The sequence below is a fragment of the Klebsiella sp. RHBSTW-00215 genome (assembly GCF_014103785.1).
Lineage (GTDB): Bacteria > Pseudomonadota > Gammaproteobacteria > Enterobacterales > Enterobacteriaceae > Klebsiella.
On sequence record NZ_JABXQS010000001.1, the window covers coordinates 3,205,950 to 3,219,990 of the forward strand.

14 protein-coding genes are annotated in these 14,041 nt (G+C 51.1%); 2 read left to right on the forward strand and 12 right to left on the reverse strand.

The annotated features are described in order from the left end of the window. Positions 1–3: 3 nt before the first annotated feature. The 3 genes from HV127_RS15195 to HV127_RS15205 are packed head-to-tail and all read right to left on the reverse strand — an operon-like array spanning position 4 to position 2,068. Positions 4–729: an oligogalacturonate-specific porin KdgM family protein gene (locus HV127_RS15195; protein ID WP_182237026.1), complete on the reverse strand. Its 726-nt coding sequence runs from the start codon at positions 727–729 to the stop codon at positions 4–6. An 18-nt stretch (positions 730–747) separates the two neighbouring features. After that, positions 748–1,875, reverse strand: a complete 1,128-nt coding sequence (gene add, locus HV127_RS15200; RefSeq protein WP_182237028.1) for an adenosine deaminase — start codon at positions 1,873–1,875, stop codon at positions 748–750. A 25-nt stretch (positions 1,876–1,900) separates the two neighbouring features. Further along, on the reverse strand, positions 1,901–2,068 hold the full coding sequence (locus tag HV127_RS15205; RefSeq protein ID WP_182237030.1) for a XapX domain-containing protein: 168 nt from the start codon (positions 2,066–2,068) through the stop codon (positions 1,901–1,903). Between the two features lie 302 nt (positions 2,069–2,370). Between HV127_RS15205 and HV127_RS15210 the strand changes: the two genes are divergently transcribed. Further along, positions 2,371–3,135 carry a GntR family transcriptional regulator gene (locus HV127_RS15210; protein WP_023302184.1) on the forward strand — a complete coding sequence of 255 codons (765 nt, stop codon included), beginning with the start codon at positions 2,371–2,373 and terminating at the stop codon, positions 3,133–3,135. Positions 3,136–3,186: 51 nt separating this feature from the next. Here HV127_RS15210 and HV127_RS15215 read toward each other — a convergent pair whose 3' ends face one another. The 4 genes from HV127_RS15215 to HV127_RS15230 are packed head-to-tail and all read right to left on the reverse strand — an operon-like array spanning position 3,187 to position 7,355. Further along, entirely contained in the window at positions 3,187–4,320 is a 1,134-nt protein-coding gene (locus tag HV127_RS15215; protein WP_182237032.1) for an esterase-like activity of phytase family protein, read from the reverse strand. A gap of 3 nt (positions 4,321–4,323) precedes the next feature. Next, on the reverse strand, positions 4,324–5,250 hold the full coding sequence (locus HV127_RS15220) for a carbohydrate kinase family protein (RefSeq protein WP_228727463.1): 927 nt from the start codon (positions 5,248–5,250) through the stop codon (positions 4,324–4,326). After that, positions 5,247–6,269, reverse strand: a complete 1,023-nt coding sequence (locus HV127_RS15225) for an SIS domain-containing protein (protein ID WP_182237034.1) — start codon at positions 6,267–6,269, stop codon at positions 5,247–5,249. Before HV127_RS15225 ends, HV127_RS15220 begins: the two co-directional genes overlap by 4 nt. Before the next feature lie 6 nt (positions 6,270–6,275). Next, on the reverse strand, positions 6,276–7,355 hold the full coding sequence (locus HV127_RS15230; protein WP_182237036.1) for an ADP-ribosylglycohydrolase family protein: 1,080 nt from the start codon (positions 7,353–7,355) through the stop codon (positions 6,276–6,278). Between the two features lie 354 nt (positions 7,356–7,709). Between HV127_RS15230 and HV127_RS15235 the strand changes: the two genes are divergently transcribed. Then, on the forward strand, positions 7,710–9,047 hold the full coding sequence (locus HV127_RS15235) for an MFS transporter (protein ID WP_182237038.1): 1,338 nt from the start codon (positions 7,710–7,712) through the stop codon (positions 9,045–9,047). A gap of 234 nt (positions 9,048–9,281) precedes the next feature. Here HV127_RS15235 and HV127_RS15240 read toward each other — a convergent pair whose 3' ends face one another. From HV127_RS15240 to entB, 5 genes are all read right to left on the reverse strand, one after another. Further along, positions 9,282–9,479 (reverse strand): YbdD/YjiX family protein, encoded by a 198-nt coding sequence (locus tag HV127_RS15240; RefSeq protein WP_004130340.1) that lies wholly within the window; start codon positions 9,477–9,479, stop codon positions 9,282–9,284. Positions 9,480–9,530: 51 nt separating this feature from the next. After that, positions 9,531–11,636 (reverse strand): pyruvate/proton symporter CstA, encoded by a 2,106-nt coding sequence (gene cstA, locus HV127_RS15245; protein WP_139538884.1) that lies wholly within the window; start codon positions 11,634–11,636, stop codon positions 9,531–9,533. A 375-nt stretch (positions 11,637–12,011) separates the two neighbouring features. Beyond that, the gene (gene entH, locus HV127_RS15250; RefSeq protein ID WP_142466582.1) at positions 12,012–12,425 is read right to left on the reverse strand and encodes a proofreading thioesterase EntH; all 414 of its coding nucleotides are present in this window, start codon (positions 12,423–12,425) and stop codon (positions 12,012–12,014) included. Continuing rightward, positions 12,426–13,181, reverse strand: coding sequence for a 2,3-dihydro-2,3-dihydroxybenzoate dehydrogenase EntA (gene entA / locus HV127_RS15255; protein WP_182237040.1), 756 nt, complete (start codon positions 13,179–13,181; stop codon positions 12,426–12,428). It abuts the gene before it with no gap. Further along, positions 13,181–14,032, reverse strand: a complete 852-nt coding sequence (gene entB, locus HV127_RS15260; RefSeq protein ID WP_182237043.1) for an enterobactin biosynthesis bifunctional isochorismatase/aryl carrier protein EntB — start codon at positions 14,030–14,032, stop codon at positions 13,181–13,183. The genes entA and entB overlap by 1 nt, the downstream gene beginning before the upstream one ends. Between the last annotated feature and the right edge of the window lie 9 nt (positions 14,033–14,041).

The following is a 14,041-nucleotide window of genomic DNA, read 5'->3' on the forward strand; positions in this document are numbered from 1 at the left end:
AATTTAGAAAGTATAAGTTAAACCCATACGATAACGGCCTTGACGTTCATCGGTGGTTTTATCGGTACCACGATAATCGGCAATACTGACGTAAGGTACCCATGAACCAAATTTGTATCCGACTTTAAATGAGGCAGTATAGTTTTCGTTGCCATTATCCCAGGTAATATAGCCATTGTTATAATAAACAAGATTCAGCTGATACTGGAAATTACTATTATCCGGGCGATAATCAACCCACAGATCGTAACGCCGGTTATTGCGATCATCGTTACCATAGCCTTTTGATTTACTGGTGGCTTTATCCATGTCATAACGGAAACGACCGGAGACGCGCCAGGCTTTGCTAAAGTTATAACCCGCAGATAAACCATACTCGTAGGTGGTCCAGTATTCGGTAGAATCTAACCAGAACATCGGCTCCAGCCAGAAGTTTTTATCATCCAGTGGCTTAAAACGGTAAACAATAGAAAGGCCGGAACCGTTGTTATTAAACTGCGACGGGTCCCATTTATCCTTATTGCCTTCCTGAGTGTTGTAACGTAATTCACCCATTAACCCGATACCGTTACTAAAGAAGGTCCCGAACTCAACGCGGTCGGCATGGGTTCTTTTCTTATCTAAATATTCGTGACGATAATCGATAAAACCATGCGGCTGTTCAGCGTAAACGCTGTGCGCCGCCAGACCGGTCAATACAATGAATGCTACTGGAATTATCCTTTTCATGATCTACCCCTATCATAATTATCTGGTTGATGTAAGTTGTTCGTATCTTTTAGCAAATCTCGCGCGAAGCGCTGGAGAGTGAGCGGACTTCTGTGCGATAGCAAAAAAATCAATATCATCACTGATAACTGCTGTGCATATTTTTTCTAAAAGCGTTTTCTGAATATCCTTTGCAACAAATGAGGCTTCAATCGCCATCATCGAAATATCAATTAGCTCCGCGCGTTGAAAACCGAATGAATCCATGGCAAATTGGTATTCTTTTAATATATCCGTTGAACAAATACCAGCATCGTCCGTATTAAGATTTAGCCTCACGCCGCTACCATAAAGCGCTCTTATTGGATGAGTACTATTCCCCTGCTGGATGTCAGTAATCAGCAAATGGTTACTGGTTAATGAGACTTCGAGTAATATTTCTTTCTCAACAAGTTCCGCAATAAGCTCCGGACACTCGATGGCGCGAATACCGTGACCAATACGCGAGGCACCGGCAGTCAGCGCCTCTTTTACACTTTGCGCACCGCAAATTTCTCCGGCGTGTAAAGAGCCACGCAGACCTTGCTGATAGAGCATATTGAGAGAAGGAACATAGTGACTAAAACGATGCATACCTTCATGGCCGGCAACATTAACGCCAACAATATAAGGGTCAGGATGGTTCATAAAAAGCTCCACAACCGCAGCCGCTCGCTCTATTCCATCATGCCTGATAAGAACAACATGCAGGCGGGTGACCGTACCATATTGTTCCTCAGCGTCTTTAATTGCCCTGGTTACCTCATGCAAACAGGTAAGATAATTGCTCTCACCGTCGCCACCGCCAACCCTCATCATATGGTCCGGAGAAATAAGCTGTTCACAATAGATCATGCCTGCCTGTGCATTGCGTGAGATAAAATCCGCCGTCACCAGATAATAATCTTCCGGCGTTTTAATCAATGATGAAATAAAATCATAAACTTTTATAAAGTGTGCAAAGTCTGATTTATCCCACGCATAATCATAATCACCAGGAACTGCACAGCGCCTGATATATTCATCTGAAATTGCAATCCCATTTTTTCTTGATAAGTGCACAGCTAAATTTGCCGTCACCGCCCCTTCCAAATGTTCATGTAAAATAACCTTTGGTATTGATAACACTATTATTACCCTTAATAATATTTCATTAACCAATAAATTGCATAATAACGTGATAACCCTTACTACCAAGATAGACGCCAACAATACCAATAATTCCCGGCAGCACCGGTGGCGCAGGTATTGGAAGTTTGAAAATGCTAAAGATAAGCCCGGTGACAATACCTACCAAAAGCGCAATAAACACCTCAGACATACAAAATCCCTATGTAAAATAAAAAACCGACTTCCTTTGTAAGAAAAGAGCCTCTATATATTCGGTTAGTCATCTCTACCAGGATTGTTCATGGTAAAAAGTATACAATGAAAAATTGGTAGATACCACCATAGCAAAAGAACAAGTCGTGATACAGTTCACATTCGCAAGCAAAAGAAAAAATGTTTAAAATACAAACAATTAATATCAATCACCTCTTCAGAATCGGCTTCAATTGCATCAAAATCTAAAAACCACTACAGTTAGAACATCATTGGTACCAACCACGGAACGAAAAAAACATGTCAGGCCTGTCTTCCCCTTCGAGCAATGATTCACAGTCATTAAAATATCTGGATCTGTTCACTATCATTAAAGAAAAAATCGATAACTATGAATGGCCAGAAAATGAAACCATTCCCACAGAACGCGAGCTAGCTGAGCGCTATCAAACCAGTCGAACTACAGTTCGCAAAGCAATCGAACATTTACGCCAAAAAGGATATCTGCATAGCGAGCATGGTCGCGGGACATTCGTTCTTCCTGAACTCAGCCGCCGTTCCCAGCGCCAGCTTCATGGGTTCACCGATGATATCCTCGCGCGTAAAGGAACGCCAAAGCAGCAGATCCTTGAATTTGGCTTCGTTTCCGTTAATGAACCTATTCGTAATGCATTACAGCTTTCCGGCCACACTCGCGTTTTGCGAATTAAGAGAGTTCGTTTCGACAACACGACCCCAATGGGCATTCAAACAACCTATCTTCCTATCGATGAAAATAATGCTTTTACCGAAGAGGAGCTGCTTGAATTTGGTTCCCTGTATAAGCTACTGGCACAAAAAATGGGACTTGAACTGCTTGAAGCTTATGAAACGATTAGCGCTCGCCAGCCCTCTTCCGCAGAGGCTTCACTGCTCGAACTCTCCGTTCATGATGTCGTTCTGACCTGCACCAGAGTCACACTTTCCGTTAACAGAAAACCGATGGAATATGTCGAAATGATCTATCCTGCCAGCCGTTATTCCTACGAAATTAAAATCACTAAAGACAGCTTCAACCACAAATAAACCTTTCCCCCCCTGAGCATGGCATTCTCCTCTCAGGGGGAAATTATTCTGCTACTTCAGTACATCATTCACATCCTGGAACAGATAGAATTTCGTATTTTGATGCGGCTGAAAATTATTATCCGAAACAAATATCAACGTCTTTTTGCCATCGTTCAGCGGACCGAAGGTGACGCCTTCTATGCAGTCCGGTGCATTCGTCACATCAGAGAAATCAATGAGCAACTTTTTCACCGCGGGTTGAATGATGCTCCGCTTCTCAACCTGCGCCAGCGATTTAATCTCTTTGATATCCGTACTTGCCGTAGTATCCGCCAGCCATACCTTGATGGAAAAATCCCAGTCGTTAAACCCTTCGGAAGCATTACGTCCAGACCGCTCAACCACCAGCAGTTTATTTTCATTAAGCGCTAAAACTTCCGACACGCCGTTATCGTTAATCCCAAACGTCGAGATATGAGCCACAGGGTCAACGTTGTAGAGGAAAGACTTTTCCAGTTCGGGCTTCTTATCACCGCCGTGATAGCGGAACTTTAAAATCCGCGCCGGGCTTGAGTTCATTGGCGAGGCCAGCGGACCATCTTGTTTTAATGCCCCTTCAGCCGCCACGAACAGATATTGATTATCCGGGGTAAACGAAAGTCCTTCCCAGGAAATGCCGCTGCGAAATCCTTCGGGATCCTCTTTTTTACTATCAACCGAATACCCCTCAGGAAAGACAGCGCTCAGGTCTTCAACGAATTTGCCGGTTAACGTGCTTTTACGCAGCGGGCTACCGGCTTCAGAGGTCCAGAGCAGCTGATTTTCTGGGGTGATGACCATCCCTTCCGCATCGACAAATCCCTTTTTAAACGCTTCGCCACCGGCATCAAGAAGATCGTACTGCTGTTCGACGACAACATCCTTAATACCTGCGATAGAGAGATCGATTTTCAGTTTATAGAAACGCGGTTTACCTTCCGTTGGGGTATTCCGGCTGTCAGAAATAGCATAAAAACGCTGCTCGCCTTCATGCCAGCGAATTGCCGAGAGTCCACCAAAGGGCACATTCTTCCAGGTAAATGACGTCGGTATCGTATACTCGCCAAGAAATTTAAGGCCCGATTCATTGGCAACAGAGTACGTTGAAAAACCCAGTAATATTGAAAGTGCAGTACCGGATAATAAAATATTTTTAATATTCAAAACCTACTCCTTTCCTTTTGCGGATGAAATAAACTGGCTAATTTCGTCAATGCTGGCCAAATGTCCTCTGGCACCTATCTGCATAATATTCAGCGCGGCGGCAGCACTGGCAAACTCAATCGCTGGCGCTAATTTATAGTTATTAGCATAAGTGTAAATAAAGGAGGCGTTAAAGGTATCGCCTGCGCCAGTGGTATCAATAACCGGGATCTTAAAACCAGAATGACGTGCTTCTTCCCGCTCGCTGACCGCAATAACCCCATCGGCACCGCAGGTCACCACCAGCGCAGACAGCGAATATTTGCGGCGTAGCGCATGCAGCACCGGCCATTCCGGGTCGCAATTGCAGCTAGCGGTAAAACCATCCTGGTTGAATATAGCGATATCGGCGAGACTTAATATTTTCTCCAACTGCTCTTTATCACTAGCAATATGCGGCTCAATATCGACCGCTACCAGGGTATTATGCTCATGGGCATATTGTGCCTGAATCGCATATTTTTCGAGGTCGCCCGGCATGGTGTACATAATTTTGCTTTCAGCAATCGCGGTAAACGCCGTCTGCTGATCCCATTCGCAATTACCCCCCGGAGCATAGATTAATGACTTCTCACCGCTCTCATCGAGAATAATAATCGCCATATTAGGATCCTGACCTGGGTTGATCTTGATATAGCGAGTATCAACACCGTGACGATTAAAATCATCGACAATGAGCTGACCATAGCGATCGTCGCCAGCGCTGGATAATGAAACCACCTTCAGCCCCAGCGTTGACATCATGCACGCGCTATTCGCTACGGTGCCGCCCACATTTTCGGATATTTTTTTGCCAACGACTTTGTCATCATTTCCCGGCAGCCTGGGCACCCGAAAAACCAAATCAATGTTGCCACTTCCGACCGCAACGACATCATATTTTTTTATCATTTTATATCCTCGAATGTAACGCGCTCTCCACCCATTGCGACGTAACGCTCCGCCAGTGTTAAAGAGAGTTGGAAAAGCAGCAGCATATTTCGCTGTAAATAATCATGTACTCTGAAATTCCCTGGCGGCGCAAAGCAATATGACAATGCCCCCTGGCGGATCAAACGCTGCTGAATAGAGGAACACAGTGCCTGGTCTTTATCTTTTTCGGGAAACATGACCACAAGATGCTGTTGATTGGCCTGGTTGAGCCTTAGTGCATGGCAATACTCTTCAATGGGGAAAAAACTGGCCTCGATTTGCGGCCCACAGGCCATCAGGTTCGATGACAGATACGCCATCCCCCAGGTTATCCCGTTGCCCAGAAAAATCACCCGACGGGAGAAAAATGCCTCAGCATACTTCGTCAGCCATGTCTGCCACTGCACGTTTTCCCAATCCTGAGACAAATGTGGAATATCGACATTGGTTATTTCTGGCACCGCCGTTTTCGCCTGAATAATCCGCTCAGCAAGCTTCATTAATAAAAAAAGCGTTGCGGAACTACTTTGGGTCGGCATCCCTTTTTTACATGCCTGTGTAAACAGCATTCGCGACGATAAGTTAGCAAACGGGCTTCCCGGTGAGTTGGTCATCCCAACAACCCCGGCTTTCATCGTGAGCGCGTGAGCAAACGCATCGAGAACCGGAGAAGGTCTGCCGCTGGCGCTGATGACAACCACCAGCGAACCAGCGCTAAAATGCGCCGCTGACAGGCCCAGGAAGGTAAACGACTGCACGGCGCGGCATCGAATCGCCCCACAACGATTTAGATATGCCTCTACCATCAGCGCAATGGCGTACGAATCACCGGATCCCACCAGGTACAGCTTTTCCAGCGCGGCAAAATCAATATCCGCTAATGCCTCCAGACCATCAGACTGAGACTGCATCGCGGATAGCAGACCGGAGATCCCGGCAATTTCTTGCCGGGTGCAGGACAATGGCATGATGACCTTATCTTCCCTATCCGCTCTCATTTTTCGTTAACCCTTCAGCGATTCCATGGCCAGCTTCGTCAGTCCGGCAGCAATCTCCGGCAGATTAAAGTCGCGACTGTTTACGGAGTTGAAAAACGCATACTGCTCTTTCGGCAGCGCGTCGAATCCCTTCCAGGCACCCGCAATCGCCCCGGCCATCGTAGCAATACTGTCCGTGTCGTTACCGACATTACTTGCGGCGACAATGGTCTCCCACGGACGCCCCTCGCAAAAGACCAGCAGACCAATTGCCGCCGGGATAGACTCATGTGCCGCCACGGAGTTACCGATATAGCCTTCAATCTCATACAGGCATTTTTCCAGTGAATCCGCTTCGCGGGCGATTTTTACCGCCAGTCGGGTGCGCATTTCAATGGAAGGACCGGCGACGCAGCGCGCATGTTTTTTCGCCAGCGATTCGCCATAGCGTGCACCTTCCAGGGTGGCGTCAATGATCTCATCCAGCGTGGTATCAACCACCATTGCCTGAGAAGTTGCGCCCGCAATTGCACAGGCACTGGCAATAGCGATATTGGTATCATGCGAGGGAATGCAGGTCAGCAGCGCCAGGTCACAGGCTTTAGTGAGCTGACCCGGATAGATCAATCCAGCAGGGGCCACGCGCATTCCCGCGCCGTTAGTGGTACCCACGTTCGGTGCCTGGCGGGTCGAGGTTCCAATGCGCCCAATCGTATTGGTAGGGTAACCCTCGCGCAGCGCTTTCACGACCTGCTCTGTCGTCGGCCCTTTGTACATAGCGTAAGGCATCATATCGGCCCAGCGCAGCAGCGCAGCTTTCCAGTCATCGTTGGTGAACTGCCCATAGCCCGCAGCAATCAACGCTTCCGCTAAAACATACATCTGGCTTGAGTCGTCGGTGATTAAACCCGCCACACCCTTTAGTGAACCGGCAAAAGTATCCAGTGGCGGCTCGACAAACTTGTCTAACCAACCGCCCCACTTCTGTTTAATCTCATCGATGCTATACAATTCCGTCGCCGCGCCGAGCGCATCGCCCATCCCCGCACACGCCAGCGCCCCGAAAATTTTGTTGTAAACCACCGAATCGCATCCAACTAAAGCCATATAAATATCCTTAATAGTCATAGAGGTAAGAGCCCGATCCGGCTAACTGACCGGTTACTGATTTTGCGCTAGCAGAATCAGGCCCTCATTCATTAATATCACTCTGAAAACCAAAATTGGTAGATACCAATAAAGCCACCATTCATAAATAACAAGAATAAAAAGCGCACAATTTTGTGATGAATATCAAAATAAATTTACACAAATCAATAAATATCAATTGCTTACAAAAAAAATCCAATGAACATCTCAAAAGACATTGATTTTTATTGTGGTAGATACCAATTTAGTGATATTACTTTTAATGAACTGCGGCGACGCCTCAAACACTCTCGTATCAGGACATGTGAGACTATGAAACTTTCAATCGGGGAAAAGATTGGCTTTGGTGCTGGTGATATGGCTATCGCTATCGTAATGATGTCGATGGCGATGATTATTACCTATTTCTATACGGACGTTTACGGCCTGACCCCTGGCGATTTGGGGATTCTGCTGATTGGCGTACGCTTTATCGATGCGGTTATCGACCCATTAATTGGCATGATGACCGACAAGACAGAGAGTCGCTGGGGAAGATACCGTCCTTATCTGCTGTTTTTCTCCATCCCCTTCGGAATAACCATCTGGATGATGTTCACCACGCCAGATTTCGATTATACCGGCAAGCTTATCTGGGCCTGGGGCTCCTACATTGCGCTGACGCTAACCTATACGTTTATCTCAATCCCTTACGTTTCACTCATCGGCGTTATTACCGACGATCCTAAAGAGCGCCTGAGCGCGAACAGCTATCGCTTTGTGATGACCAAAATCGCTATGTTTTTAGTCACCATCATCGTGCCGATGGCAGCGCTGTACTTTGGCAAAAACAACCTGGCCAGCGGTTACCAACTGGCAATGGGCTCCATGGGGATTGTGTCGACGCTACTGTGTATTTGCTGCTTCTTCACGGTAAAAGAGCGTATTACGCATAAAACCGAGTACATCCATTTTCCGACTCAGTTCAAGAATCTGATGAAGAACGACCAGTGGCTAATTCTCGGCGTCTCAATAGCGCTGATCATGTTTGGCGGCATCGTACGTAACTCGGTCGCAGCTTATTACGCCAAGTACTACTTGCATGGCGGCAACGAGCTGATTTCTCCGTTCCTGACCACCGGTGTTGTGGCGTCCGTTATGGCAATGCTGCTGGCCGGGACGATTGCTCGCTACTACGACAAAATCAAAATGTTCCGTTATACCCAGTTGCTAACCTTCGTCGCCGGGGTTGCCATGTACTTCGTCGTTGGCGAGCAGAACATTTATCTGGCATTTGTTTTCTTCTTCATCATTACGCTATTGGGCGATATGCAGCTTCCGGTGTACTGGGCATCAATTGCAGAAGCAGTGGACTATGGTGAGGTGAAAACCGGCACCCGAGTTTCCGGGCTGGCGTTTGGCGGGATCCTGTTCTTCCAGAAGCTGGGTATGGGGCTGGCGGGCGGGTTTATCGGCTTTTCGCTGAGCTTCTTCGGCTATCAGGCGGATGTCGAACAGTCGCCGTCATCGTTGCTGGGCATCACCCTGATGATGACGCTGATCCCGTCCGTATTTAACCTGATCGTCGGTCTGTTTATGAAAAAATATGTGATCAACGATCAGTACTACGAAGGCATCAAACAGAAGCTGGCGCAGGGTGATACGGCGTAAAAAAGAAAAAGGCTTCAGAATCTGAAGCTCGAGACTGATGACAAACCAGGTTTAAAGATTGTGCTCGCGTTTCTGCCGGGCGGCGGCTGACGCCTTGCCCGGCCTACAAAACTCGCAATATCAATAAATTGTGCATTTTTCGTAGGCCCGGTAAGGCGCTAGCCGCCACCGGGCAATTCCAGCCAAGTGCACTTTGTCAGTAATCTGAGGCTTCAGAATCTGAAGCCCTTTTTATTAACAGCACTTCGCCCCGCCTTTGCCGCCGTAGCGCGCATCCTGGCGTTCGCGGAAAAACTCTTCGTAGGTCATCGGCGTCTGCTCAGGGTGAGTGGCGCGAATGTGCTCGACGTAGTTGTCGTAATCCGGGACGCCAATCATCATTTTCGCCGCCTGACCTAAATATTTTCCTGCTTTTGAAAGAGTATCGAACATATTTACCTCTAACCATTGCCCCTTTCCCATTCAGGAAAGGGGCTAACTCTATTAGTGCGCGCGTTTAGCCTGAGCCACCAGGTTGTCTGCATCAGCAGGCATCGCCTGGTAAGGGGTCTCTTTCGCCGTCGGTTTGTCCTCTTTCAGCGCCGCCAGCGCGGTTTTAATTGAGAACAGCGCCAGCACCACCACCACGACCATAAAGAAGATGGTCAGACCGGCGTCCAGACGGTTATTAAACACCAGCTGCGCCAGCTGCGATTCGGTATACTGCGGCGGGATGTTGCCGCTGTCGATCATCGCCTGGAACTTGTTGGCAATCGCCAGGAAACCGACTTTGGTATCGGTGCTGAATGACTTCTGCCAGCCTGCCGTCAGGGTACAAATCAGCAGCCAGGAAGTTGGCAGCAGCGCCACCCACGCATAGCGCTGGCGTTTCATCTTAAACAGTACCACCGCACAGAGCATCAGCGCCATCCCTGCCAGCATCTGGTTGGCGATACCAAACAGCGGCCACAGGGTGTTAATGCCGCCGAGCGGGTCGACAACGCCCTGATGCAGGAAGTAACCCCACGCCAGTACGCATAGCCCGGTCGCCAGAAGGTTAGCCGGAAGCGAACTGGTTTTCTTCAGCCCCGGGCTTATCACTCCCAGCAGATCCTGAAGCATAAAGCGCGCTGCACGCGTCCCGGCGTCCACCGCCGTGAGGATAAACAGCGCCTCAAACAAAATCGCGAAGTGATACCAGAAGGAGACGTCCATCAGCCCACCCAGCGAGCCGTGCAGGATGTAGGCCATCCCCACCGCTAGCGTCGGCGCGCCGCCCGCACGGGAGATAATCGACTGCTCACCTACTTCTTTAGCAATCTGGCTGAGGGTATCAGGCGTAATGGTAAAGCCCCAACTGCTCACCACCTGCGCCGCCGATGCCACCACATCGGTGACGCCCGCCGGAGCCAGCACTGCCATCGGGCTGTTCATGGCGAAGTAGACGCCCGGGTCGATAATACAGGCCGCCACCAGCGCCATAATCGCCACGAAGGACTCCATCAGCATGCCGCCGTAGCCGATAAAGCAGGCCTGGCCTTCGTTGGCCAGCATTTTCGGCGTGGTGCCGGAGGCGATCAGGGCATGGAAGCCGGAGACCGCGCCGCAGGCGATAGTGATAAACAGGAACGGGAACATACTGCCGCTCCAGACCGGACCGGTGCCATCAATAAACTTGGTGAGCGCGGGCATCGTCAGGGTTGGGCGCATAATCAGGATACCGATCGCCAGACCGACGATGGTGCCGATTTTGAGGAAAGTGGAGAGGTAGTCGCGCGGTGCCAGCAGCAGCCACACCGGCAGGACGGCGGCGATAAAGCCGTAGCCCACCAGAATCCAGGTCAGCTGTACGCCGGTATAATCAAACCACGGTGCCCAGGTTGGGCTTTCCGCCACCCAGCCGCCGGAGATAATGGCGAATACCAGCATCACCAGGCCAATCACCGATACCTCGCCGATGCGACCCGGGCGCAGATAGCGAATATAGATACCCATAAATATCGCCAGCGGGATGGTGAAGGCCACGGTGTAAGTCCCCCACGGGCTGTGGGTCAGCGCTTTCACCACGATCATTGCCAGCACCGCGAGGATGATCACCATGATCATAAAACAGGCCACCAGCGCCAGTACCCCAGCGGTGGGCCCCATCTCCTCCTTGACCAGCTCGCCAAGCGAACGCCCGTCGCGTCGGGTAGAGACGAACAGCACCATAAAGTCCTGCACCGCCCCGGCCAGCACTACGCCCGCGAGGATCCAGATCATCCCCGGCAGGTAGCCCATTTGCGCTGCCAGCACCGGCCCGACCAGCGGGCCTGCTCCGGCAATCGCCGCAAAATGGTGACCGAACAGCACTTTTTTGTCGGTCGGGACATAGTCGAGACCGTCGTTGTGACGCACCGCAGGCGTCATCCGCGTCGGGTCAACTCCCAGCACGTTTTTTGCGATATACAGGCCATAGAAACGATAGGCGATCAGATACACGCAGACTGCCGCGACGACAATCCATAGCGCGTTGATCTGTTCACCCCGGTTTAACGCGATATAACCAAGGGCAAAGGCTCCGATAACGGAGAGCAGTGTCCAGATAAGGTATTTCCCTGAATTATTCATCATTGTGTTCCACAGGTAGGGTAATCAGGATGTTACAATTTGTTTCTAGAACACAATATGGATTTTAACAACTTAGAAACGATGCAGATGTCGCCTGACGGCAATGATTTATCTCACATTGCTAGCGAGATCACTTCTGACAGGAAAATGAATGAAAATGGAGATGGATATTCTGTAGCTGCACCACGATGTGTTTCCCGGAGGCGGCGCGTTGCGCCTGTCCGGGCTACCCCACCCGACAGCCACCAAACCGCACGGTCCCGTAGCCCGGACAGATGCGCAGCATCGCCTCCGGGACAATATTCCGCACAGCTGCCACGGTAGCCCGTAGCCCGGCGAAGGCGTTCACGCCGCAAGCCGGGAACAGGCTATGCCTCAGCCGAGGACCGCCGTGCCCAGACGGCAGGTACAGCAGCGCCGGCCCCGCTCGTCAAATACGGCAATCTCCCAGCTCTGGCCCTGGCGTCCGAGGTGCAGCGGACGGCACTCGCCGCGCACTTTGCCGCTGGAAACCGCCCGGTGATGGGTGGCGTTGAGCTCGGTCCCCACCACGCACTGGCCCTCTTCGGTCATCAACCACCCGGCCATTGAGCCGAGGGTTTCCGCCAGCGCCGCCGATGCGCCTCCGTGTAACAAGCCAAAAGGCTGATGAGTACGGCCGTCGACCGGCATTTCGGCCTCTAGCACGCCCTCCTCAATCCGGGTATAGACGATACCCAGATGCGCCACCATCGTATTCGCGCTGGTCGCGTTAAGCTCATCCAGTGTTAGCTGACGTTTCCAGGCCATTTATGCCCCCAGCGTTGAGCCACCGTCCACCACGATATCCTGCAGCGTGATGTGGCTGGCGTGACCAGAAGCAAGGAACAGAATCGTGTTGGCAATTTCCTGCGGACGGGCGATTTTCCCTAGCGGAATGCCCAGCTTAAACTGCTCGCCGAAACCGCGAATACGCTGCTGTTCAGCGTCGTCGCTGACCCACAGCGTTCGCTGCATATCAGTATCCGTCGATCCAGGAGAAACCAGATTACAGCGCACGCCGCTGTCCGCCAGCTCAAGGCCGACGGTCAGCGCCAGGCTCTTCAGCGCCGCTTTCGAAGCGCCGTAAGCGCTCATGCCGATACGCGGGGTATGTGCGGCGTCGGAAGCCACGGTGACAATCGCCCCGCCCTTCTGGCGGCGAAACTGCGCCATCGTCTGCTGGAACAGGTTAAACGCCCCGCCGACGTTGACGGCGAAGGTCTGCTGCCAGTCTTCCAGACTCAGCGTATCGGTCGCCCCCATGCGCAAAATCCCGGCGGCATTGACCAGCACATCCAGTCGCTCGATATTATCCAGCAGACGACCGCAGACCTGCGCCACCTGCTGCGCATCGGCAACGTTCAGCGTCTCGGTGGCGAAAGGATAATTGTCGCCTTCAAACGCCAGGTCAAAACCGGTCACGGTCGCGCCAGCCTCAACAAACGCCAGCGCGGTCGCATAGCCGATGCCTTTACCCGCACCGGTGATCCACACGGTCTGTCCGTGAAAATCTAATCCAGCCATTATTTCACCTCGCGGGAAAGCAGCGCCCACCAGGCATCAATGGTCGGATTTTTCGCCAGCACCACGAAGTCGATATCGCCATGAACCTTACGCCAGCGGGCGGCCAGCGCCATCATGCGCACCGAATCCAGACCGTAGTCGATCAGGTTTTCATCATCCATTGGCTCGTCGGATTCATCCAGCAGCGGCAGCACCAGCGCGCGCAGCGCGGCTTTCGACGCCGGTAGCGGCAGCAGCTCTTCGGTCATCACCACCCGACCGGAGCGACCCGCGACGTATTTCAGCGCCATCAGGTGCTCTTCACGGCTGAAATCAGCCAGCGCATCGGCAACGAAGAACGGCTTAATATCGCGCATAAACGCGTCGGTCGCCGTCGTCATACAGCCGATATGGGCGTAAACACCGGTGATGATCAGCTGGTCACGACCGGCTTCTTTCAGCATCTCTTCCAGCGGTGAACGATGGAATGCGCTGTAGCGCCACTTCACCAGCACGGTGTCGTTGTCGTCCGGCGCAAGTGCAGCGATCACCTGCTGCTGTTCCGGCGAGCGGGTCAGGCCCGGCCCCCACATATCGTTCAGCAGCGCGCGGTCTTCATCGCTCTGCTCTTTTGGCTGAGCGGTGTAAAACACCGGAATGTTATTCTGTTTGCAGAAATCGCGCAGGGCAGCGATGTTGGCCACCACTTTCTCCATCATTGCGCTGTTTTCGCCCCAAAAATTGAGGAAATATTCCTGCATATCGTGGATTAACAGCGCGGCACGGGACGGCTCAAATGCCCAGTTCACTTTGTTCGCCGGGATATCGCTGGCTTCCGGCAGCGCGTAAGCCTGTAATTTAGGGATTGCCATTCTGTCTTC